Origin of the sequence: Pseudooceanicola batsensis HTCC2597, from assembly GCF_000152725.1 — a bacterium.
Lineage (GTDB): Bacteria > Pseudomonadota > Alphaproteobacteria > Rhodobacterales > Rhodobacteraceae > Pseudooceanicola > Pseudooceanicola batsensis.
In genome coordinates this window covers 544,438-565,413 of record NZ_CH724131.1, presented here as the reverse complement: position 1 = coordinate 565,413, position 20,976 = coordinate 544,438, and the positions used below count along the sequence as shown (strand labels likewise).

Genomic DNA, 20,976 nt, shown 5'->3' with positions numbered 1-20,976 from the left:
GATGCGGCTGTACGGAACCGACATCGCCTCGCGCCTGATGCTGGGCACGGCGCAGTACCCCTCGCCCGCCGTGCTGGCCGAGGCGTTCCGCCGCTCCGGCGCCGGCATCGCCACCGTCTCCGTGCGCCGCGAGGCAGGAGGCGAGCGTGCCGGCGCCGCGTTCTGGGACCTCGTGCGCGGCCTGGGCGTGCGCGTGCTGCCCAACACCGCCGGGTGCCATTCCGTGCGCGAGGCGGTGACGACCGCGCAGATGGCGCGGGAACTCTTCGACACGCCCTGGATCAAGCTCGAGGTCATCGGCCATGCCGACACGCTTCAGCCCGACCCGTTCGGCCTGGTCGAGACGGCGCGCATCCTCGCCGACGACGGCTTTCAGGTCTTCCCCTATACGACCGAGGACGTGGTGCTGGCCGGCCGGCTGCTGGACGCGGGCTGCGAGGTGCTGATGCCCTGGGGCGCGCCGATCGGCACCGGGCTGGGTCTGACGAACCTCTACGGCCTGCGCACGCTGCGCGCGCAGTTCCCCGGGGTACCGATGGTCGTGGATGCGGGGCTCGGGCTGCCCAGCCAGGCGGCGATGGCGATGGAGTTGGGCTACGACGCGGTGCTGCTGAACACGGCCGTCGCAAAGGCGGGCGATCCGGCGGCGATGGCGGAAGGGTTCGCCCGCGCCGTTGAGGCCGGGCGGCTGGCCTTCGCGGCCGACCCGATGGAACCGCGCGACATGGCCGCCCCCTCGACCCCCGTGCTCGGACAGGCGTTCCTGGAATGACGCTCGACCGTTTCTATCCGATCTTCGACAATGTCGCCTGGCTCGAGCGCACCCTGCCCCTCGGCGTCAAGCTGGTGCAGTTGCGCATCAAGACGCTCTCCGCCTCCGACCTGCGTCCGGCGGTGGCGCGGGCCCGGGCGCTCTGCCGGTCGCATGGGGCGGTGCTGGTGGTCAACGATCACTGGCAGACCGCCATCGACGAAGACTGCGACTGGATCCACCTCGGGCAGGAGGATCTGGACGAGGCCGACCTGCCGGCCATCCGCCGCGCCGGCCTGAAGATCGGCATCAGCACCCATGACCATGCCGAGCTGGACCGCGCGCTGTCCTTGACGCCTGACTATGTCGCGCTCGGTCCTGTCTACCCCACGATCCTCAAGAAGATGAAATGGGAGCGGCAGGGGCTCGAGCGCGTGACCGAATGGAAGCGGCTGATCGGCGCGCTGCCGCTCGTCGCAATCGGCGGGATGAACGTCGACCGTGCGGCGGGGGCCTTCGCGGCGGGGGCCGATATCGTCTCGGCCGTGACGGACATCACGCTGCACGACGATCCCGAAGCCCGCGTGAGGCAGTGGATCGAGGCCACGCGATGAGCCGCTACGCCCGCCAGATCGCCGTGCCCGAATTCGGCAAAGCCGGGCAGGCCCGGCTGCAGGCGGCGCATGTGCTGGTCGTCGGCGCGGGCGGGCTGGCGGCGCCGGCGCTGCAGTACCTGGGCGGCGCGGGCGTCGGGCGCATCCGGCTGGTCGATCCGGACCGGGTCGAGGCAAGCAACCTTCACCGCCAGACCCTGTTCCGCGAGACCGATATCGGCCGCCCCAAGGCCGAAGCCGCCGCGGGCGCCGTCGTCGCACTGAATCCCGAGGTCCGGGTGGACCCGGTCGTCGACGCGCTTGTCCCGGGGAATGCACCAGCGCTTTGCGACGGCGTGGACCTGGTCCTCGACTGTGCCGACAGTTTCGCCGCGAGCTATATCCTGTCGGATGACTGCCACGCGGCCCATCGGCCCCTGGTCAGCGCCTCCGTCATCGGGCTCGGGGGCTACGTCGGCGCCTTCTGCGGGGGCGCGCCCAGTCTTAGGGCCGTCTTTCCCGACCTGCCCCGGCGGCTGGGCTCCTGCGCCCTGGACGGCGTGCTGGGCCCGGTGGTCGGCATCATCGGCGCGCTTCAGGCGCAGATGGCGGCGGCGCTGCTTGCGGATCTCGCGCCATCTCCGCTGGGCCGGCTCGTCACCTTCGAGGCGGGGGATTTCCGCTTTGGCGGCTTCCGCTTCGACGGGGCGCCCGAGCCCGAGAGGCAACCCCGCTTTCTCGCTGCCTCCGAGATCGCGCAGGACGACTTCGTCGTCGACCTGAGGGCCGAGGACGAGGCGCCGCTGGCGCGCCCCTGGGCCCGCCGACTTCCCGTCACGGCCTTCGGGCCGGGCGGACCCACCCCCTCCCCCGGCCAACGCGCGGTGCTCTGCTGCCGCTCGGGCCAGCGCTCCTGGGCCGCGGCCGAGCGACTGGCCGGCGTCTGGGACGGAGACATTTTCCTTGTCGCCCTCGGCGACCCAACCGGAGATACCTGATGAAAGCCCGCCTGACCGCCCTCGCCCTGCTCGCCGCCACTCCCGCCACCGCGCAGGATGCCATGACCGTGGTGCTCGATTGGTTCGTGAACCCCGATCACGGGCCCATCGTCATCGCCCAGGAACAGGGCTACTTCGACGAGGCCGGGCTCGAGGTCGAGGTGGTCGCCCCCGCCGATCCCTCGGACCCGCCCAAGATGGCGGCCACCGGGCGCGCCGAGCTTGCCATCTCCTACCAGCCGCAACTGCATCTCCAGGTGGCCGAGGGCATGCCGCTGATCCGTGTGGGGACGCTGGTCGCCACACCGCTCAACTGCCTGCTGGTGCTCGAGGACGGCCCGGTGTCGGAGATCGCGGATCTCGCGGGGCGCAAGGTGGGATTCTCGGTCGCCGGGGTCGAAGAGGCGCTGCTGTCGGCGATGCTCGGCCAGGCCGGACTGAGCACGGCGGATGTCGAGCTGGTCAACGTGAACTGGTCGCTCTCGCCCGCGCTCATGGCCGGGCAGGTCGACGCGGTGATCGGGGCCTTCCGCAACTTCGAACTGAACCAGATGGAGATCGAGAACGTGGCGGGCCGGTGCTTCTATCCCGAGGAGGAGGGCGTGCCAACCTATGACGAACTGATCTACGTCGCGAATCCGCAGACCATGGATGCGGACATGATCCGCCGCTTTCTTGCGGCGACCGAACGCGCCACGCAGTTCATCGTGAACCATCCGCAGGAAAGCTGGGAGATCTTTTCCGGCACCGCCGCCGAATTGCAGGACGAGTTGAACGAACGCGCCTGGGCCGACACGATTCCCCGGTTCGCGCTGCGCCCCGAGGCTCTCGACCAGGGACGGTATCTGCGGTTCGAGGCCTTCCTCGAAGAGGCGGGGCTGATCGACGGCGCGCGGCCCGTATCCGAGCTGGCCATCGACCTGGGCGCACAATGAGCTACGGCAGAACCTTCCCGCTGTGGCGGGACGCGGCGGGCGACAGCTGGCACGCCTATACCCGGCACGCCTTCGTCGAGGGGCTGAGGGACGGCACGCTGCCGCGGGCGGCATACCTGGGCTACCTGGTGCAGGATTACCTGTTCCTCGTCCATTTTTCCCGCGCCTGGGCTCTCGCCGTGACCAAGGCCGAGACGCTGGAGGAAATGCGCGCCTGTGCCGCCACCGTGCACGCGCTGCTGGACGAAGAGATGCGCCTGCACGTCGAGACCTGCGCCGCCGAGGGCATCCCCGAGGCCACGCTCTTCTCGACCCGCGAGGCGCCGCAGAACATCGCCTACACCCGCTACGTGCTGGACGCGGGCCACGCGGGCGATTTCCTCGACCTGATGGCCGCGCTGGCGCCCTGCGTCCTGGGCTATGGAGAGATCGGGACGCGGCTGGCGGCCGAAGCGGGCGAGACGCCCTATGCGGACTGGATCGGCACCTATTCCGGCGCCGGCTACCAGCAAACCTGCCACGAGGTGGGCAGGCTGATCGACACGGCCATGGCGCGCCGCATCGGGCCGGATCCCGCGCAAAGCCCGCGCTGGCCCGGGCTTTGCGCCCGTTTCGAGACGGCGACACGGCTCGAGGTCGACTTCTGGGGCATGGGCCTCTCCGGATGAGCGCCGCGCCGGCGCTACGGCTGTCGGGGCGGGCAACGGCGGGCGGCGCGCCGGTCTTCGGCCCGTTGTCCCTCGAGGTGCGTGCCGGGGAATGGACCTGCCTGCTCGGTCCCTCGGGCGTGGGCAAGTCCACCATTCTGCGGCTGCTGAGCGGTCTCGGCGGCGACGTCGCGTTCGACGGGGTCGCGGCGGCGGACGATGGCGCACCGCTGGCGGGCCGGGTCGCGCTGATGGCGCAGAGCGACCTGCTGATGCCCTGGCTGGACGCGGTCGCCAACGTGACCCTCGGCGCGCGGTTGCGGGGCGAGGCGGGCCGGCGGGACCGGGCCACCGGGTTGCTCGGGCGTGTCGGGCTGGCCGCCCATGCCCACAAGCGGCCGCATGCCCTTTCGGGCGGGCAACGGCAGCGGGTGGCGCTTGCGCGGACACTGATGGAGGATCGCCCGGTGGTGCTGTTGGACGAGCCCTTCTCGGCGCTCGACGCGCGGTCGCGGGCCCTGATGCAGGACCTGGCGGCCGGACTGCTGGGCGGGCGCACCGTCCTGCACGTCACCCATGACGCCGCCGAGGCCGCGCGGCTGGGGCAGAACGTGCTGCTGATGACGCGCGCCGGCATCACGAGCGAAACCCCGCCGGCCGGACCCGTTCCCCGCCCCTTCGACGCGCCGGAGACGCTCGCCTTTCAGGGGCACCTGCAGCGGCAACTGATGGAGGTGGAATGACACGAACGCTCCGCATCCTCGGGACCGTGCTTCTGGCTCTGCTGGTGTGGCAGGCGGTGGTGACCGTCTTCGCCTTGCCCCGCTTCATCCTGCCCGGTCCGCATCTCGTGTTCGGGACGCTCTGGACCAGCCGCGCGCTCATCGCCGAACACGCATGGGTCACCGTCACCGAGGTTCTGCTGGGGCTGGGACTGGGCGCCGCCCTGGGCTTTGCCTCGGCGATCGTGATGGCGGCCTCTCCGGTCGCGCGGTCGCTCCTGCGTCCGATGCTGGTCTTCAGCCAGGCAGTCCCGGTCTTCGCTCTCGCTCCGATCCTGACGCTCTGGCTGGGCTACGGGCTCTGGTCCAAGGTCGCCATGGCGCTGCTGATCATCTATTTTCCCGTCACCTCGGCCTTCTTCGACGCGCTGATGCGCACCCCGACCGGCTGGCTCGAACTTGCACGCGTGATTGGCGCACGCCCGGCCCGCATCCTGTGGCACATCCGGGTTCCGGCCGCCCTGCCCGGCTTTGCCTCGGGCCTGCGGCTCGCCGCCGTCTACGCCCCCATCGGCGCGATCATCGGCGAATGGGTGGGGGCCTCGCGCGGGCTGGGGTACCTCATGCTGCTGGCGAACGGCCGCGCCAAGATCGACCTCATGTTCGCCGCTCTGATCGTGCTGGCGGTCCTGACGCTCCTGCTTCATGCCGCCATCGACGCAGCCTGCCGCCGGATGTGGGAAAGCTGACGCCCCCCGAACCGGCGGTCCGGCTGCCCCCCGCGGGCGAGAGGGACGCCCTCCGAACCGGCGGTCCGGAAGGTCCGTGCCGGAGAGGCCGGGCGCCCTACCCGAAAGCGGCGGCGCCTTCCGACCAGACTCGCAGCACCGCGCCGGTCAGACAGGTGACCCCGAAGACCAGCATGACCAGCGAAGCGATGCTCTCCACCCGCCGGACGGCCTGTGCCTCCGGACCGGCGGGGGAAACGTCCAGAAGCCGCTCGACGGTCCGCATCCGCCATGTCACGAAGGCCCCGATCGCGAGAAAGAGGGCCGCCATGACGTAGTTGATCGCGATCATGCTCGGGTTCCGGGTGAGCGCCCCGTACACGCATACGGCAGCCAGGGCGGCCCAGGACGCGCCGGCGAGGTAACCGACAGGCCTATTCACCGCGCAGCATCGCCGTCGGGATGGTGATGCGGTCGGAGCCGGATGTGACGAGAACCGCGTCCTCCTGCACTTCGGTCGCGATGGCGTCGCCTGCATCGGCCCCGGCGGCCGCTACGGAGGTGCCCCGGAATTCGAGAAGCAGGCGCCGGTTGTCGTCGAGATAGATCAGGATCGCGCCCGACCCGTCGCTTTCGCGTGCCACGCCCGCCTCGCACCGTGCCACCTCGGACGCGCCGGACCGACAATCCAGCCGCCCGATCCCGTCGAAGAGCTCGGCCCCCGCGCGGCGGATGGCTGAGGCCGGTGCCAGATATTCGGCTGCGGCCCAGCCCTCTAGTCCCGAGGCGTCGATATAGCCGATCCTGCACCAGGTCCTGTCGCTGCGCGCCTCGCAGCCCAGGTTGCGCAGGATGATGCCGAGCGGCGCATGAGCGACGATGCCCGAACGCGTCGACGCATCGCGCCTCACGTTCAATGTCGCCTCGACGCCGGAGACGATGAGGAAGGCAGCGGCGGCCACGGGCGGCGGCGGCAACCCCGGGACCAGCCGTGCGGTCACCCCGTTGCCGACCAGCGTCAGGCTGTCGTCGAAGGGGTCGGGCTGCATCTCGACGTCGCCCTGCAGCAAGGCCGTCAGGCGCCCCTCCTGCGCCGTCAGATCGGCACCGAGGCAGGCGCGGCGGGTCATGGCGAGACCGGGACCGATCTGCAGCGATCCGGCCGAGGCGCTGGCCGATCCGCTGAACCGGTTGCATCCGGTCGCGCCCGAAATCCCGTCCTCGCCGAACGAGATCGTCGGCGCGCCAACGGCCGGATCGCCGTCGATGGCCGTTATGGTCCAGTCCGACGCGGCAGCTGGAAGCGACATGAGAGCGAGGAGGATGCAGAGCAGACGCATGGGCATGAAGCTTTCAGGACATGACGACAAAGTCGCGTCCCGTCCGGCGGTCGGGATGCAGGGGAAGGTCGGTGAAGACGAAGATCATGCCCGGATGGCTGTGCGCGGCGATCACCTCGCCAAAGGCCTTGTCCGTGCCCACGCGGGTCAGATCGTGCCCGGCCTGCTCGGCAGTACCGTCGTAGGTCAGCGCCTGCCACTGCATGCCGCGCTGACCGTCGTCGGGCCCGTGCAGGACGTAGACATGCGGTCCGAGGGGCTTGCCATCCCAGATCAGCGGCCCGTCCGCGACCTGGCGGTCGTTCTCGAGGATGACGATGCGTTCGTCGTGCGACGACGCGATGATCGAGGTAATCGGATAGGCGCCGTCCATCGCCCAGTCCGACGGGTGCTGCCGAGGCGAGAGCGTGTCGAGGACCCTCTCGAACTCCTCCGTTTCGTAGCTGCCGAGGATGAAGCCGGGATGCACCACGCTGTCCGGCGCCGATCCGCTGGCGGCGATGATGACCGGCGTTCCGAGGTGCGTCACCTCGAACAGAAGCGCCGAGAACTTCAGAGGCAGCCGGATGCAGCCGTGGCTGGCCGGATACCCCGGCAGGTTGCCGGCGTGCAGCGCGATCCCGCCCCAGGTCAGACGGTTCATGTTCGGCATGGGAGCGTTGTTGTAGGTCGAGGACCGGTGGTCGCGATCCTTCTGGAGCACGACGAAGACGCCGGTCGGCGTCTCGTGCCCGGGCTTGCCGCTGGAACAGGTCGAGACCGCGATCCGCACCCCGTTGCGGTAGACATGCACCCGTTGCTCATCCAGCGAGACGACGACGGAAACGGGGCCGTCCGGCTGCCGCTCGGGATGCCAGGTGAATTCGCCGGGCTGGAGCGCGTTCACCTCCTTGTAGACGTGCTGACCGGCGAGCGGACCGGCCAGAAGCGACAGGCCGCCTGCCCCGATCATGATCGTAAAGTCCCGTCGGCGCATTTTCCGCTCCGTTCTCATGCAACACCTCGTCGAACCCGGATTTTCCGGACTACGATATGGCAATCACCCGCTGCCGCAAAGCGCGGGTTGGACAGAGGCCCGTTTCGTTCGAACAAAGCCCTGATTTGGTTTGACTGTTTCCAATCCGGCGGGGAATTGTTTCTCGGCTTCGGGCGAAGAATGGCGATAATGTGGCAGGCAGATTAGAATCGATTTCCACCGGCATCCGAACGGGGGGCCGCAATGCTGCTATTCTTGTTGTTCCCGGCCCTGCTCGGACTGATCGCCATCGGCTTCGACGACACTCCGCCCGACTCCGGTTCGGAGGACCCCGACCAGCCGGGTGGCTCGGGCGACGATCTTCTGACCGAACCCGACCGCCACGGCGCGACGCCCGGCGACGATGCCATCGGGGGCACGAGCGGGGCGGACGAGATCGATGCCCTCTCGGGGGACGACACCATCGCGGGTCTGCGCGGCGCGGACCGTGTGGATGGCGGGGCGGGACGCGATGCGCTCGACGGCGGCTCGGGCGATGACCTGCTGAGCGGCGGTGGCGAAGCCGACCGGCTGTTCGGCGGAGTTGGCGACGACACGATGGACGGCGGTTCGGGCGACGACCTCTTCGACGACATTGCCGGCGCGGACAGTTTTTCCGGCGGCACCGGGCACGACGTGATCTTCGCCATCGAACCGGAACAGGGCGCGCCCGACGAGATCGAAGGCGGCTCGGGTGACGACCGGTTCTGGGGCGACGACGGCGACACCATGACGGGGGGCGACGGGGCCGACCGTTTCATGGTCGCCACCGGGCGGCCCGGCGCCGAACCGGTGGTGATCCGGGATCTGGATTTCTCACGCCCGGAACATGGCGGCCAGCCCGACCAGGTGATCTTCACCGATGCCGAAGGCGCGATCTACCCGCGCAGCGCCTTCTACGACGGGACGCTCAATGCCGGGATCGGCGACCTGCCCGACGGCTCGGGCGCCGTGGTGGTGTTCGGCAGCCAGGAGGTCGCCATCATAGAAGGCCATACGGCCGAGGAGCTGTTCCACCAGACGATCTGGATCGGCAATCTCCAGGTGCACGAGCCGAATCTGATCCAGCCCGGTGACGCCCGGAACGGGACGGCGGAGGACGATCACCTCGTGGGCGGCAGCGGTGACGACACGCTGGGCGGAAACGGAGGGGAGGACTGGCTGAACGGGCGGGACGGCGACGATCTGATCGACGGGCGCGATCCTGCGGGAACGGCCGGAGGCGATGTCCTGCTGGGCGGCGCGGGTTGGGACACGATCCGGGCCGACGACGGCGATTTCGTGGCCGGGTTCGAGGGACGCGACAGCTATGAACTGGTCTACGGCCGGGCGGATGCCGCAGCGATCACCATTTTCGGCTACGAAGTGCTGTCCGAAGGCGGCCTGCCGGAGCCGGTGACGCTGATCGACGAGACGGGCGCGCCGTTGTCCGCCGCGGAAACCCGTGCCGGTCTCACGCTCGAGGCGCAGGCGGAGGGCGACGGCACCGATCTGCTGTTCGACGGGCAGCGGATCGCCCATCTCTCCGGTGTCGCTCCGGCCGAACTGGCAGAGATGTCGGCGTGGCTGACCAATCTGGCCGGCCCGGTCCCGCCACCTGCCCCTCCGCCCGAGGACGGGGCGGAAGAAGGGGATGATGTCGATCCGGGCGACACCGGCATCGTGACGCCCGGCCTCGACAAGAGCGCGACGCTGATCTCGGCCACTGCCACCGGCGCCGTCGCCACGACGGGTCATTTCGGAGGCAACGCGGTCTTCACCGTCAACACCACGGACGGACAGCCGACCGGCAACTTCACCTCGGCCACAGACGCGCTCGGGATCGAGCACCTGCGCTTTCCCGCCGGTCAGGGGGATCCCCAGGCCGGTCTCGAGGACGGCGAGGATTGGCTGGACGTCACCCTGATGGTGCCCGACGACTCGGGCCAGCCCGACCTGCGTCCGGAGCTCAAGCGCATGCTGGACTGGGCAGGCGACAACGATGCGCAGGTGACGCTGGTCGTGACCACACGGCTGATGAGCGTTGACGACTATGCCGATGTCGTGGCCGACCGGCTCACGCCCTTCGCGGAAAAGGTGATGCGCGACTATGGCGAGGTGGTCGAGGCCTTCGAGATCGGCAACGAGTACTGGGCCACGATGAACGAGACGACCTATGGCCAGAAGGCCGATCTTGCCGCGATCGGTCTGCGCAACGGGATGCTGGCGGCGGGACTGTCCGAGGCGCAGCAGGCGGACATCCTCGTGCAGATGGCCACGCCGACCGGCGCATCGGACTTCGTCGGCAGCAAGGACTCCCGCGGCTACATCGCGCGGCTGGAAGACGCGAACGCGGCGATCATCGACGAACTCGGGACCGAAACCCGCGCCGCGATCGATGGCGTGGTCGAACATTATTACTACAACAAGACCGAACTCGCCTATACCGACGCCGACAGCGAACAGAACTACATCGACCGCGACTATGCGGTCTGGGACGCGGCCTTTTCCGGGGACCTCGATCTGCACATCACCGAATGGAACGTCCGGACCACCGATTACGACGAGGTCGGAATCCGCTCCGCCTCGACCATCCAGGAGCAGTTCGAAAACATGCTCGAGGACGGCGTGGACCGGGCGCATGTCTGGCCCGTCCAGCACAACACCGACAGCGATCTCGTCGGCAGCCCCCGGGAAACCGCCGTTCTGGACGAAGCGGGCCGCGTCACGAATTCCGTCCGGGGCGCCATGTTCGACCTGATGAGCGAGAGCCTGCCCGGACTGGAACTGATGGCGACCGAATTCGAGGGCGACGACGGCAGCTTCGAGATCAATGCCTATCGGTCCGACGACAGGACCGTGGTCTATGTCTCGTCCCGCTCGCTCGAGGTGCTCGATCTCGACGTGGATCTGACCGGCCTCGTCGGCACGGGCGCCACCGGCACCGGCGTCCAGATCGGCATCGACCAATCCGCGCAAAGCTCCGACGGGTTTCACTGGCGCCACGACACGGGCCATACCCCTTCGAGTTCCGTCGAGATCGATGGCCGGGCCTACTACTACGATGAACACGATGTCCGCGCGTCCCTGACCGACCATGCCTTCGACGGCCCCGAGGTGGCGCTGCGCCTCAAACCGTTCGAGGTCATCGAGATCACCTTCACCGCCGCGGCCGATCCGGGCGTCGGGCCGGACGATCCCGCGGTTTCCGGAGAGGTGATCAACGGCACCGGCAATGTCGACGATCTGAGCGGCACGCCGGGCGACGACACCATCGGCGGCTTCGGCCGGGACGACACCCTGCATGGCGGCGACGGCGACGATCTGATCAACGGTCACGGCGGCGACGACAGCCTTGTCGGCGGGCGCGGCAACGACGACATGCGCGGCTCGCCCGGCAACGATACGTTGCGCGGCTGGGGGGGCGACGACACCCTGCGCGGCTTCAACGATGACGACCTGCTGACCGGCCAGCATGGCGACGATGTCCTGGTCGGCAACAGGGGCAATGACCTGCTGCTCGGGAACGAGGGGAACGATTCCCTCAACGGCGGGATCGGCCACGACACGCTGATCGGCGGCGAAGGGGCGGACACGGTGACGGGCTGGGCCTGGGGCGATGTCTTCGGCTTCGACGAGGGCGACATCGCTCCGGGCGACACGATCACCGACTTCACACCGGGACAGGATGTCATCCAGCTGGCCCTGCCCGGAATTAGCGGCCTGTCGGACATGACGTTCCAGCCCAGGCCCGGCGGGCTCGAGATCGGCCTGGGCAGACACGGCACGCTCTTCCTTGAGGGAGATCTCACTGTTGCGGCCATCGCACAGTCGGGGAACTTCGATTTCGCGCCCTGACGAGGGCCGATTGCGGGCGGGATGGCAAAGGCGCAGACAGCGCAATGTCAATGCAATATACTTTGCGCTGTTGTGTAACCACGGTCCGGCAAGATGCTGAATTACCATTCGAAACTATGGGACGAACGCGCGCGGGGCCGTGCCGATTTCCAGTCGCTGCTGTTCAGCGCTCCGGATCATTTCAACATGTCCAAGGGCCCCGACCGCCGGTTGCGGGTCGCGTCGGCGGATTTCCCCGGCATCGGGACGAGCCTTCTGAGCGTCACCTCCTCGGGGCACGAGATCGACCTTGCCGACGACAAGTTCCTGACCGTCATGATGCCCACCCGCGGCCGGACGCTGGTCCGAATGGACCGGCAGCAGCAAGTGATCCGGGAAGACGATTCCCTGGCCCTCGGGCCGTCGGAACGCTGGACACGCGTCGAGAGGGGCGCACATCAGGATTTCCGCGCGAACCTGGCCAAGATTTCGCTCGATGCCGCGCCTGTCCGGCATGTCCTGCCCGTGGCGACCGACAATCCGGTCGTGCCCACCTCGCCCGCGGCGCTTGCGGGCTTCAAGGCACTGATCCGGTACATGTTCAGCGATCTCGCCTCGGCCGCGCCCACCTTGATCCACCGACCGGCCTCGGACCTGTTCGCCGCGCTGGTCATCGAACACATCCGCCTGATCTTCCTGACGGCCCCGGATGCCGGTCCGCGCGAGCGGCCGCAGCATGCCCTCGTCCGGCGGGCCGAGGACTTCATGCTGGCGAATCTGAGCGAGCCCCTGACCGTGCCGACCATCGCGGAGGCGATCGGCGTGTCGGTACGGCAGTTGCAGGACGCCTTCCGGCAGAGCTCGGGTCAAACGCCCTGGGACCGGCTGACCGCGCATCGCCTGCACAAGGCGCGCCAACGGTTGCTCGCGGGCTGTGGCGACTCGGTGACGACGATTGCCTTCGATTGCGGCTTTTCGCATCTCGGGCGGTTCGCGCAGACCTATCGCGTGACCTTCGGCGAGGCGCCGTCGACCACCCTGCGACGCGCGCGGGGATCCGCCTCCGCAATCCGGACAGGGACCGCGCAGAACGGATAGCCCGGCCCCCTGCATCGGTTTAGCGTCACCCTCACGTCGCACAATGCTGGAATGATGGCGGGACGTGCGGGGCGCAAGGAGGGTGCAGCATGACGGAAGGAACGGCGTCCGACACCGGCGCGACCGACCCGGACGAGAGGTTCCGGTTCGAGCGCGCGGATTGCGACCTGCCCCTCTATCGCGGTCGGCCGGTTCACATCGGCCCGGCGGGCTGGCTTCTCGTTCTCGCTTCGGTGGCAGTCGCTTTCGGGGCGCTCATGAAGACGCAGCCGATGTTCCCCAGCGGCTTTGGCACCTTCATCCCGGCGCTTCTCTTTGTGCTGATCCCTCTCGGCACGCTCGCTGCCGTCGCGGGACCGCGCGCGCCGCTGTCTCTGTTCCGCCCCGTCAGGCGGCGGGACGGGGCGATCATCCTCGGCTTCTTCGTCCTCAACGCGGTCGCGACGATCCTGCTGGGACTGCTGGTCACGCACCTCTTTCACACGGTAGCCAACCCGGCCGGAGACCGCGTCGCATCGGCCGCCGGGCTGGACCGGATCCTGTTCTTCGGATGGACGGCCATACAGCTCCTGGGCGAAGAGATCTTCACGATCCTGCCGTTCCTCGCCTTCCTGGCCTTCCTCGACCGGATGATGCCACGCAAAGCCGCCATCGCGCTGGCCGCCCTCGGCGCAGCCGTGATCTTCGCGCTGATCCACCTCCCGACGTATCAGTGGAACCTTCCCCAGGCCCTGATCGGATTGGTGCCCATCCGGATCATCCTGCTGATGCCTTACCTGATCACCCGCAACATCTGGGTTTCGACGGGGACGCATATCCTGAACGACTGGGCGATCTTCGGCCTCTCGTTGCTCGGAGGCGCCCCGGAATGACCCCTCCACCCCCGTTCGCCCCGAAAGGCCTGCCATGATCCCGAACCGACTATTCGCCCTCGTTCTGCTCTTCGCCCTGCCGGGGGCGGGCCACGCCCAGGAGGGTCCGGCCTTCGACTGCGCCAAGGCCGAAAGCTCGGCCGAGAAACTGGTCTGCGACGACCCGGCCCTGGCCGCGCTGGACCGCAGGCTCGCAGATCGTTTCGCTGCCGCACTCTCCGTCACCCGGGGCCTCGATACCGGCGCGAAGGAGGTCGAGGACAACCTGCGCGCCACCCAGAGGGGCTGGATCAAGGGCCGGGACGAATGCTGGAAAGACCCGGACCTGCGCGCCTGCGTCGAAGCCGAATACCTGCGGCGCGAGGCAGAGCTGGTGGCCGAATTCCTGCTGGAGGAGGCCTCCGGCGTCCGGGACCTGGTGTGCGGCGACGCGGGACGGTCGCTGACCGTCTACGAGTTCGCGACCGAACTTCCGGCCGTCCGCGTCGAAGAGGGCGATGGCGTCCATGTCGGCGCCCTCGTCTCCCCCGATACGCCGCGCGACTATTACGTGATCCTGTGGGGCGGCGTGGCGCTCGGCGGGGCCGAGCCGCGGATCCGGGACATCTACGGCGAAACCACAACCTGCCGCTTCGTGGGCTGACCCCGATCGGCAACCGTTCTGGAACAACACGACAGGAGAAGGATCTGATGATCAAGCATGGAAGCATCTTGAGGACCGGACTGGCGGCACTGGCGCTGGCGGCCGCGGCCCTGGTGACGGGCCCCGACGGCGCCCGCGCCCAGATGGGGCCGGACTACTGGCAGGTCACCGGGGTGTCGTCGAACGACACGCTCAATATCCGGTCCGGCCCCGGCACGTCGAACCGGGTCGTCGCCCGTGCCCCGAACGGCGCAGTCTTCCGCAACCTCGGCTGCCGTGGCGAAGGCAACGCGCGGTGGTGTCATCTGGAAACGCCGAACGGTCAGATCTCCGGCTGGGCCTCGGGCCGGTATCTGCGCGAAAGCGGAGCACCGACAGGCGGCACGATCGGCGGCCGGCGCGACGTGCCGGAACTGCATGCCCGGAGCACCGGCGAGATCGAAGTGCGCTTTGCCAGCGGCTGCACCGCGTTGTTCAACCCCATCGGGCGCGAGATCACCGCAGGCAGCTCCTGTTCCGGTTCGCAGCGGTCCAAGGCGCATGACGCGGTGGCAAGCTACCTGCGCGAGAACAGGCCCGGTGCGGATCACGGCGGCGGGGCCCCGGCGAGCGACATCAACATCTCGGGGTCCGGCACGATCTATGGCGGCACCTCGCTGACGGGGCGGATCTTCGGCCATCGGGAAGGCGCCTATGCCCTGACCGTCACCGGCGACGGCGTGACCTGCACAGGGCTCTTCCGGCACGCGCCGGGCACCGTCGGCAGCGAGAGCACGACCGTCCACTGCATCGGCGGCGCGCACGGCACGGCGGTGCTGGTCCGCAACCGGAACGGCAGAGGCCATACCCTCACCATGACCCTCACCAACGGCACGGGCGGATACGTGCTGTTCTGAACGTCCCGGGGATCACCGCCTCGTTCCGGTCCGCCGGAGTGATCCCCGCGCGTCATGCCCGGCGTCCCGCGAACCGGGGCGCCGGGCAACCGAACGATCAAGAAATTCCTAGCCAGGAGCCTTCCCGATGTCCCCCGACCAGATCATCCTGACCGTCGTCGCACTCCTGACGTCAGCCACGGATCCCGCCTTCGACCGGTTGACGCAGGGCGGGCACGACGCCCGCTATCCGGTGACGGTCGAGAACTGCCCCCGACCGATCGGCCCGCTGGAGGTCGAGGGCAAGACCGTCATCTGCGGCCGTGTCGCGGTGCCGGAAAGGCACGGGACGGACAGCGAAGAGACGATCCCGCTGGCCTTCGCGGTCCTCAAGTCCCGTTCCGCCGCGCCCGCGCCCGACCCGGTGATCTACCTCCACGGCGGGCCCGGCGGCCATACCGTGCAGGATATCCCCTTCAACGCCGACATCTTCGATTTCCTGCGCGACCGGCGCGACATCGTGCTTTTCGACCAACGCGGCTCGGGCATCTCGGACCGGACCATCGCCTGCTACAACGAACTTGCCGAGGATTTCCTGAAATTCGCCGAACCGGATGAAGAGACGATGTTCGGAGCGGATGAACCGCTGGCCAAGTGCCTTGCCGAGACGGTCGCCGCCGGCACCGATCTTGCCCCCTACAACACGACCCAGAGCGCCAAGGACGTGCGCGCGATCATGCACGCGCTCGGTTATCCGCAATACAACGCCTTCGGCATCTCCTACGGCACGAAGCTGGGACAGGAACTGCTGCGCGCAGCGCCGGAGGGGCTGCGGTCGGTGGTGATCGACAGTATCAGCCGGGTCGACAATCCGGCCTATGACACCAACGGCGTGCCCGTGGACCAGGCGCTCGGCTGGGTGGTCGACTACTGCATGGCCGACACCGACTGCGCCGCGGCCTACCCCGATCTGGAAGCGACCGTCCATGCCGCCGGCAAGCGCCTGACGGAGAAGCCCGCACTCACGATGGCGGGCGAGGCGCTCGAACCGAGCCTCATCGTCGACATCCTCGAACTCAGCAACAAGCGCGCCGGCCCCTTCACCGCCTATCTGCCACAGGTCTTCACCGAACTGGCGGCGGGCAAGACCGCGACCCTGGAGAAACTGGTGACCGGCGGGTTCAATCCCACCCTGACGCCCGAGGTGATCCTCTCGGCCTATGGCGCGGGTCTCGATGAGGCCGACAGGACGCTGGCCGAAGTCGCCCTGATGCAGGCCGACCGCCTGCGGGGCGACGAGGCGGCGGCGGCCAAGCTGCTGACCGCCCTCTCGGACGATCTCTCCGCCGCCGGAGCGGCACGGACCGAGGCGCTGCTGGACGCCGCCATGTCGGACGTCGCCGCCACGATGGAGCCCGACGCGCTGCTGGCGTTCCTGCACGACTACGTGCTCTTCGTCGGTCAGACACCCGATCGCGACCGGATCCGCGCGTTCCTTGCCACCCATATCCCCGAAGCGGAACGGCCGCGACTGATGGGTCTGCTCGCGGCGATGACCGACCGGGACGTCGCCGCCTTTTACGAACGGGCACGGATGGACTCGGCCAACCTCACCGCACAGACCCGGATGATGTTCACGCTGGGCCTGATCGCCTGTCAGGAGGATTACCCCTTCAACTCGCGCGCGGGGTACGACGCGGTGGCCGCGACCTACCGCTTTCCGGCAGTCGATGCGGGCGTGCGCGACAGCACACTGATGCTCTACGACTTCTGCGATCTCTTCGACAAGCACCCGCGCGAGGGCTATCACGAACCGGTCGTCAGCGAGATCCCGGTGCTCGCCATGGCGGGGACCAAGGACACGCAGACCAATCCGGATGCGGCCGAGATGGTGGTGCGCACCCTGAGCCATGGTCAGGCGGTGCTCTTTCCCGAGGCCGGGCACGCGGTGATCCAGTTCTCGCAATGCGCGCGCGATGTCGCCGTGGGCTTTCTCGAAAACCCGTCCGCCCCGGTCAACGCCGCCTGCACCGAAAGCCTGAAGCCCGACTTCTACCTTCCGCCGCAAACCGACTGACAACAGACGAGGCCCCCCATGTCGCCCGACCAGATCCTTGCCCTGATCGCCGCCCTGACCGGTGAGCCGGACCCGGAGGCCTTCGCCCGGCTGAAGGCCGGCGGCGCCGACCCCGCCTATCCGGTCACCGTCACCCCCTGCACCCGGCCCGTCGCTCCGACCGAGATCGACGGCCGGACGGTCGTCTGCGGGCGGGTCGAGGTGCCCTACGATCACGGCGACCCCGAGGGCAGGACCATCTCGATCGCCTTCAACCTCTACAAGGCGCACTCGCTGTCGCCGGAACCGGACCCGGTGATCTATTTGCACGGCGGTCCCGGTGACGGCACCGTGTCGCGCGTGGCCGGGACGATCGGGTTCTTCGAACACCTGCGCGCCCGCCGCGACATCATCGCCATCGACGAACGCGGTGTGGACACCAGCGCCCCCGAGATGGACTGCTATGCCACCCTGGGCGATCAACTGGGTCCCGTGGCCCAGTCGCAGACGGGCCCGGCGGTGCCGACCCTGGAGCAGGATTTCATCAAGGGGTGCCTGGCGGAACTGGACGCCAGGGGCATCGACTATTCGCTCATCAACACCGAACAGAACGCGATGGACGTGCCGGCGGTGATGTCCGCGCTCGGCTACGACAGCTACAACATCTACGGCATTTCCTACGGCACCAAGCTCGCGATGGAGGTCCTCCGGCAGGACCCGCCGGGCATCCGGTCGGCGATCATCGACGGAAACGCGCCGCCGTGGCTGCCGCTCTATTCGTCGTTCTGGCAGTCGCATAGCGATCCCATCCGGACGAGCCTCGAACCCTGCGAACGCGATCCGGTCTGCAACGCGGCCTATCCCGACATCGTCGACCGGACCTTCGAGCTCTTCGAGACGCTGGATGCCGAGCCGGTCGAGGGCGCGAGCGGGCCGGTCGACATCAACGTGCTCTACGAGATCATCAACAACCGTGTCACCCCGCGCGGCGACTATTCCGCGATGACGCCCTACATCCCGCTGATGGTCAAGCAGCTGGAACAGGGCGAGACCACGATCGTCGATCAATGGGCTGCAGGAGAACTGCCGCCGAAACCCGCCGCCGGCAGTGCCGAAACGGTGCGGTCCGCCGCCCTCGCGGCGGGGCTGAGCGACGCGGAGATGGCGCAGGTGGATGCCATGCTGGCCGCCGCCGAGCACATCCGCATCGCCGAGGACACTGTCACCCGGGCGGCCCAGCTTCTCGAGAGCGACCTGGATGCCGACGCGCGCAACACCGGCCTCGCCGAGGTGTTCGACGCAAAGCTGGCCGCCGCCATCGAGGCGCTTCCCGAACCGGCGGACCGGATCGCGGCGGTGCGCGCCTACCTCGATCTCAGGTTCGCCGAGCCCTCTGCGGATCGTCTGGCCGCACTGGCCGCAGACCATTTCGCGCCGGACACCGCGGCCGAGCTCGAGGGGCTGGCACGGCAGCTCGACCAGGACAGCCTGGCCCGCGTCTTCGACCTCGTGCGGATCGACAACCAGGCGACGGTAGACACGGTGGAGGGTAGCTTTCAGACCTATCTTTATGCCTGCCAGGAGGATCTCTCGGATGGCTGGAACTCGCTGCAGAAATTCCGCGAGACCATGGCGGCCGATGGCTCCTGGGGGCCGGTGATGCAGGAGGCGATGGCGCAGGGCCTCACCTCGTTCTTCGCCGCCTGCGAACTGTTCCCCAAGCACCCGCGGGAGAACTGGACCGAGGTCGGCAAGACCGACGTGCCGGTGCTGTCGATGAACGGCGAACTCGACACCCAGACCGCCGTGAGCTGGGGCGCCCTCTCGGTGCAGGACTACACGCAGGCGACGCTGGTGGTGGTTCCGGAATCCGGCCATGGCACGATCCGGTTCAGCCAATGCGCCCGGGACATCACCGCGGCCTTTGTCGAGGCACCGACCGGCGAGCTGGATACGTCCTGCATCGAGAACCTGCGCCTGCCCGTGATGCTTCCCGACGGGACGATGCACCCGCTGCCGTACTGACCTGACGGTGGTGCCGGGGAGGCTCCCGCCCCGGCCGTCCTGCCGGCGCGCGGCCGATCGGACGCGCGGCACATGAAAAAGCCCGGCCCGGAACAGATCCGGCGCCGGGCGTGCTTGTTCGAAAAGATCCAGTTGAAACGTCTTGGCGAAAAGCTCTCTTGGAAAGCGCGGGCGGCGCGGTAATCAGGCGCCGAGGACGGGGGTCAGGCTCTCGTTCACCTCGCGCAGGAGGCGGGCCACCTCGGGGTTGATCGAGGGGCGGGCCGGCTTGAACGGCGACGGGACGTACTGCAGTTCCGGGAACAGGCGGAACAGTTCGTCGGCCGCTTCGACGTCGAGGCCGTTGAAGGCGCTGATGCCGGGCAGGAAGCTTTCGGTCCAGGCGCCTTCGCTCAGGACGAGTTCGTGGTCGTCGAAGAGAAGGTGGTAATAGATCACCTCTTCCATGGTCTCGACGGTGATGCCGGGACGGCCGACCAGGTCCTTGGCCGAGACCAGCCCCTCTTCGGTGCCGAGCACGGCTTCGACGTGATTTCCTGCAACCATGACGCGATGCTCGGGCGAGACGAGGAGGTCGCGGTCGGGCATGTTCGGGCCGAGCGCGCCCTTCTCGATCCGGACCGGGCGGAGGCTGTCGTGTTCGGCGAGCTCGTCGGCGGCCACGTGCCGGCATCCGATCCAGCGCAGGGTCTGGAGCCCGTGGTCGCGGGTCATCACCTTGTCGCCGGGCACCAGCGTCTCGACCGCGCGCTGGCCCTGGGGTGTCAGGATGCGCGTCCCGGCACTGAAACATGCCACCGCGCCACGCTTGCCGACCCGCCGCGGTGCCGCTGCACCAGCCTGAACCGTGCCGTTCCCGAAGTCCTCGTAGTTGGTCATCTTACCCGCCTCTCGTCGCGTCTTCGCAATTCCAAGGCCCCCGCCGATATATATACACGAGTTGGGCAGCCCGTGGTGATTCAAGGCGAAAAAGGGGCGATTTTCCGGGTTTTTCCGTCTCGAGTTCGTTTTCATACGGACAGTCACGAATCTCTCGCGAAACTGTTTCAGTTTGTTGAACGAAACGGCCACATTTCGATTCGGAAATATGTCGAAAAGTGGCCGAAACCGGGATGGCCCGTCGCAATGGACCGCGGTGCGGGCTGCGCCGCGATTCGCCGCCGCTTGACATCCGGTGTGATCGTTTACAGCGTAAGCACCGAATGGACCGGGGGGCCGACAAGATGACCGAACCGCGAAGACCGCTGTCCCGGGACCGGATCCTGCAGGCGGCGCTCGGGCTGGCCGACGATCAGGGCCTCGCGGCGCTGTCGATGCGAAAGGTGGGCGCATCGCTCGGTGTCGAGGCGATGTCGCTCTACAATCATATCGCGAACAAGTCGGATATCCTGGCGGGCATCACCGACCTCGTCGCGGGCGAGATCACCCTGCCCACGCCCGACTTCGACTGGAAGGGCGAGATGCGGGCGCGGTCGCAATCGGCGCATCGCGTGTTGATGCGCCACCCCTGGGCCGCGCAGCAGTTCCAGCAGCCGCATCCGCCCGGGCCGAACATGATGGCCTATCTCGACGCGACACTGGGCTGCCTGATGGCCGTCGGCTTTTCCCCGGCACAGGCCGACCATGCCCGCAACACGATCGACAACCACATCTACGGGTTCACGCTGCAGCGCCTGACGCGGCCGTCGCGCGCCCGCGAGCTGTCTCGCCAGGCCCGGCGCGAGCTGAAGGCGATCCCGAAGGACCGCTTTCCCAGCCTGCACCGCCGCACCGAGGAGCTGGCGCAGGGACAGGGGGCCGAGGTGGACGACTTCGACTTCGGCCTGACGCTGATCCTCGACGGGCTGGACGGCCTGCGCTGA

The 20,976-nt window shown here is 68.3% G+C and carries 19 protein-coding genes; 15 read left to right on the top strand and 4 right to left on the bottom strand.

Annotation, left to right across the window (positions count from 1 at the left end; all coding sequences use genetic code 11):
* Window position 1: 1 nt before the first annotated feature.
* The 7 genes from OB2597_RS06830 to OB2597_RS06800 are packed head-to-tail and all read left to right on the top strand — an operon-like array spanning window position 2 to window position 5,395.
* On the top strand, window positions 2–772 hold the full coding sequence (locus OB2597_RS06830) for a thiazole synthase (protein WP_009804804.1): 771 nt from the start codon (window positions 2–4) through the stop codon (window positions 770–772).
* On the top strand, window positions 769–1,365 hold the full coding sequence (locus tag OB2597_RS06825) for a thiamine phosphate synthase (protein WP_009804803.1): 597 nt from the start codon (window positions 769–771) through the stop codon (window positions 1,363–1,365). The genes OB2597_RS06830 and OB2597_RS06825 overlap by 4 nt, the downstream gene beginning before the upstream one ends.
* Window positions 1,362–2,342, top strand: a complete 981-nt coding sequence (locus tag OB2597_RS06820; RefSeq protein ID WP_009804802.1) for a ThiF family adenylyltransferase — start codon at window positions 1,362–1,364, stop codon at window positions 2,340–2,342. Before OB2597_RS06825 ends, OB2597_RS06820 begins: the two co-directional genes overlap by 4 nt.
* Complete coding sequence (locus OB2597_RS06815; protein ID WP_009804801.1) at window positions 2,342–3,277, top strand: ABC transporter substrate-binding protein; 936 nt, start codon at window positions 2,342–2,344, stop codon at window positions 3,275–3,277. The genes OB2597_RS06820 and OB2597_RS06815 overlap by 1 nt, the downstream gene beginning before the upstream one ends.
* The gene (locus OB2597_RS06810; protein WP_009804800.1) at window positions 3,274–3,945 is read left to right on the top strand and encodes a TenA family protein; all 672 of its coding nucleotides are present in this window, start codon (window positions 3,274–3,276) and stop codon (window positions 3,943–3,945) included. Before OB2597_RS06815 ends, OB2597_RS06810 begins: the two co-directional genes overlap by 4 nt.
* Window positions 3,942–4,667, top strand: a complete 726-nt coding sequence (locus OB2597_RS06805) for an ABC transporter ATP-binding protein (RefSeq protein WP_009804799.1) — start codon at window positions 3,942–3,944, stop codon at window positions 4,665–4,667. Before OB2597_RS06810 ends, OB2597_RS06805 begins: the two co-directional genes overlap by 4 nt.
* Window positions 4,664–5,395, top strand: a complete 732-nt coding sequence (locus tag OB2597_RS06800) for an ABC transporter permease (RefSeq protein WP_009804798.1) — start codon at window positions 4,664–4,666, stop codon at window positions 5,393–5,395. The genes OB2597_RS06805 and OB2597_RS06800 overlap by 4 nt, the downstream gene beginning before the upstream one ends.
* Window positions 5,396–5,492: 97 nt before the next feature.
* Here OB2597_RS06800 and OB2597_RS06795 read toward each other — a convergent pair whose 3' ends face one another.
* The 3 genes from OB2597_RS06795 to OB2597_RS06785 form a co-directional block, all read right to left on the bottom strand.
* The gene (locus OB2597_RS06795) at window positions 5,493–5,726 is read right to left on the bottom strand and encodes a hypothetical protein (RefSeq protein ID WP_009804797.1); all 234 of its coding nucleotides are present in this window, start codon (window positions 5,724–5,726) and stop codon (window positions 5,493–5,495) included.
* Window positions 5,727–5,808: 82 nt separating this feature from the next.
* A complete protein-coding gene (locus OB2597_RS20890; RefSeq protein WP_050759215.1) occupies window positions 5,809–6,720 on the bottom strand; it encodes an META domain-containing protein in 912 nt (303 codons plus the stop codon).
* A 7-nt stretch (window positions 6,721–6,727) separates the two neighbouring features.
* Window positions 6,728–7,690, bottom strand: coding sequence for a L,D-transpeptidase (locus tag OB2597_RS06785; protein WP_009804794.1), 963 nt, complete (start codon window positions 7,688–7,690; stop codon window positions 6,728–6,730).
* 243 nt (window positions 7,691–7,933) lie between these two features.
* Between OB2597_RS06785 and OB2597_RS06780 the strand changes: the two genes are divergently transcribed.
* The 7 genes from OB2597_RS06780 to OB2597_RS06750 all read left to right on the top strand — a co-directional run bounded on the left by OB2597_RS06780 (window position 7,934) and on the right by OB2597_RS06750 (window position 19,114).
* Window positions 7,934–11,566 carry a calcium-binding protein gene (locus tag OB2597_RS06780; RefSeq protein ID WP_009804793.1) on the top strand — a complete coding sequence of 1,211 codons (3,633 nt, stop codon included), beginning with the start codon at window positions 7,934–7,936 and terminating at the stop codon, window positions 11,564–11,566.
* A 93-nt stretch (window positions 11,567–11,659) separates the two neighbouring features.
* A complete protein-coding gene (locus tag OB2597_RS22635; protein ID WP_009804792.1) occupies window positions 11,660–12,643 on the top strand; it encodes an AraC family transcriptional regulator in 984 nt (327 codons plus the stop codon).
* Window positions 12,644–12,732: 89 nt separating this feature from the next.
* The gene (locus OB2597_RS06770) at window positions 12,733–13,515 is read left to right on the top strand and encodes a CPBP family glutamic-type intramembrane protease (RefSeq protein WP_009804791.1); all 783 of its coding nucleotides are present in this window, start codon (window positions 12,733–12,735) and stop codon (window positions 13,513–13,515) included.
* A gap of 34 nt (window positions 13,516–13,549) precedes the next feature.
* Window positions 13,550–14,158: a lysozyme inhibitor LprI family protein gene (locus OB2597_RS06765; RefSeq protein WP_009804790.1), complete on the top strand. Its 609-nt coding sequence runs from the start codon at window positions 13,550–13,552 to the stop codon at window positions 14,156–14,158.
* A gap of 47 nt (window positions 14,159–14,205) precedes the next feature.
* A complete protein-coding gene (locus tag OB2597_RS06760; protein WP_009804789.1) occupies window positions 14,206–15,054 on the top strand; it encodes an SH3 domain-containing protein in 849 nt (282 codons plus the stop codon).
* A gap of 127 nt (window positions 15,055–15,181) precedes the next feature.
* Complete coding sequence (locus OB2597_RS06755) at window positions 15,182–17,110, top strand: alpha/beta hydrolase (RefSeq protein ID WP_009804788.1); 1,929 nt, start codon at window positions 15,182–15,184, stop codon at window positions 17,108–17,110.
* Window positions 17,111–17,128: 18 nt separating this feature from the next.
* Window positions 17,129–19,114: an alpha/beta hydrolase gene (locus OB2597_RS06750; RefSeq protein WP_009804787.1), complete on the top strand. Its 1,986-nt coding sequence runs from the start codon at window positions 17,129–17,131 to the stop codon at window positions 19,112–19,114.
* Window positions 19,115–19,297: 183 nt separating this feature from the next.
* On the opposite strand, the gene OB2597_RS06745 is transcribed toward OB2597_RS06750, so the two are convergent.
* Window positions 19,298–19,993: a Hint domain-containing protein gene (locus OB2597_RS06745; RefSeq protein ID WP_009804786.1), complete on the bottom strand. Its 696-nt coding sequence runs from the start codon at window positions 19,991–19,993 to the stop codon at window positions 19,298–19,300.
* A 344-nt stretch (window positions 19,994–20,337) separates the two neighbouring features.
* On the opposite strand from OB2597_RS06745, the gene OB2597_RS06740 reads away from it, so the two are divergent.
* Complete coding sequence (locus tag OB2597_RS06740) at window positions 20,338–20,976, top strand: TetR/AcrR family transcriptional regulator (RefSeq protein ID WP_202944575.1); 639 nt, start codon at window positions 20,338–20,340, stop codon at window positions 20,974–20,976.

What these genes read in the sequence shown, in the direction of transcription:
- OB2597_RS06830 (WP_009804804.1), top strand. Translation starts at nt 2, where the DNA reads ATGCGGCTGTACGGAACCGACATCGCCTCGCGCCTGATGCTGGGCACG.
- OB2597_RS06825 (WP_009804803.1), top strand. Translation starts at nt 769, where the DNA reads ATGACGCTCGACCGTTTCTATCCGATCTTCGACAATGTCGCCTGGCTC.
- OB2597_RS06820 (WP_009804802.1), top strand. Translation starts at nt 1,362, where the DNA reads ATGAGCCGCTACGCCCGCCAGATCGCCGTGCCCGAATTCGGCAAAGCC.
- OB2597_RS06815 (WP_009804801.1), top strand. Translation starts at nt 2,342, where the DNA reads ATGAAAGCCCGCCTGACCGCCCTCGCCCTGCTCGCCGCCACTCCCGCC.
- OB2597_RS06810 (WP_009804800.1), top strand. Translation starts at nt 3,274, where the DNA reads ATGAGCTACGGCAGAACCTTCCCGCTGTGGCGGGACGCGGCGGGCGAC.
- OB2597_RS06805 (WP_009804799.1), top strand. Translation starts at nt 3,942, where the DNA reads ATGAGCGCCGCGCCGGCGCTACGGCTGTCGGGGCGGGCAACGGCGGGC.
- OB2597_RS06800 (WP_009804798.1), top strand. Translation starts at nt 4,664, where the DNA reads ATGACACGAACGCTCCGCATCCTCGGGACCGTGCTTCTGGCTCTGCTG.
- OB2597_RS06795 (WP_009804797.1), bottom strand. Translation starts at nt 5,726, where the DNA reads ATGATCGCGATCAACTACGTCATGGCGGCCCTCTTTCTCGCGATCGGG.
- OB2597_RS20890 (WP_050759215.1), bottom strand. Translation starts at nt 6,720, where the DNA reads ATGCCCATGCGTCTGCTCTGCATCCTCCTCGCTCTCATGTCGCTTCCA.
- OB2597_RS06785 (WP_009804794.1), bottom strand. Translation starts at nt 7,690, where the DNA reads ATGCGCCGACGGGACTTTACGATCATGATCGGGGCAGGCGGCCTGTCG.
- OB2597_RS06780 (WP_009804793.1), top strand. Translation starts at nt 7,934, where the DNA reads ATGCTGCTATTCTTGTTGTTCCCGGCCCTGCTCGGACTGATCGCCATC.
- OB2597_RS22635 (WP_009804792.1), top strand. Translation starts at nt 11,660, where the DNA reads ATGCTGAATTACCATTCGAAACTATGGGACGAACGCGCGCGGGGCCGT.
- OB2597_RS06770 (WP_009804791.1), top strand. Translation starts at nt 12,733, where the DNA reads ATGACGGAAGGAACGGCGTCCGACACCGGCGCGACCGACCCGGACGAG.
- OB2597_RS06765 (WP_009804790.1), top strand. Translation starts at nt 13,550, where the DNA reads ATGATCCCGAACCGACTATTCGCCCTCGTTCTGCTCTTCGCCCTGCCG.
- OB2597_RS06760 (WP_009804789.1), top strand. Translation starts at nt 14,206, where the DNA reads ATGATCAAGCATGGAAGCATCTTGAGGACCGGACTGGCGGCACTGGCG.
- OB2597_RS06755 (WP_009804788.1), top strand. Translation starts at nt 15,182, where the DNA reads ATGTCCCCCGACCAGATCATCCTGACCGTCGTCGCACTCCTGACGTCA.
- OB2597_RS06750 (WP_009804787.1), top strand. Translation starts at nt 17,129, where the DNA reads ATGTCGCCCGACCAGATCCTTGCCCTGATCGCCGCCCTGACCGGTGAG.
- OB2597_RS06745 (WP_009804786.1), bottom strand. Translation starts at nt 19,993, where the DNA reads ATGACCAACTACGAGGACTTCGGGAACGGCACGGTTCAGGCTGGTGCA.
- OB2597_RS06740 (WP_202944575.1), top strand. Translation starts at nt 20,338, where the DNA reads ATGACCGAACCGCGAAGACCGCTGTCCCGGGACCGGATCCTGCAGGCG.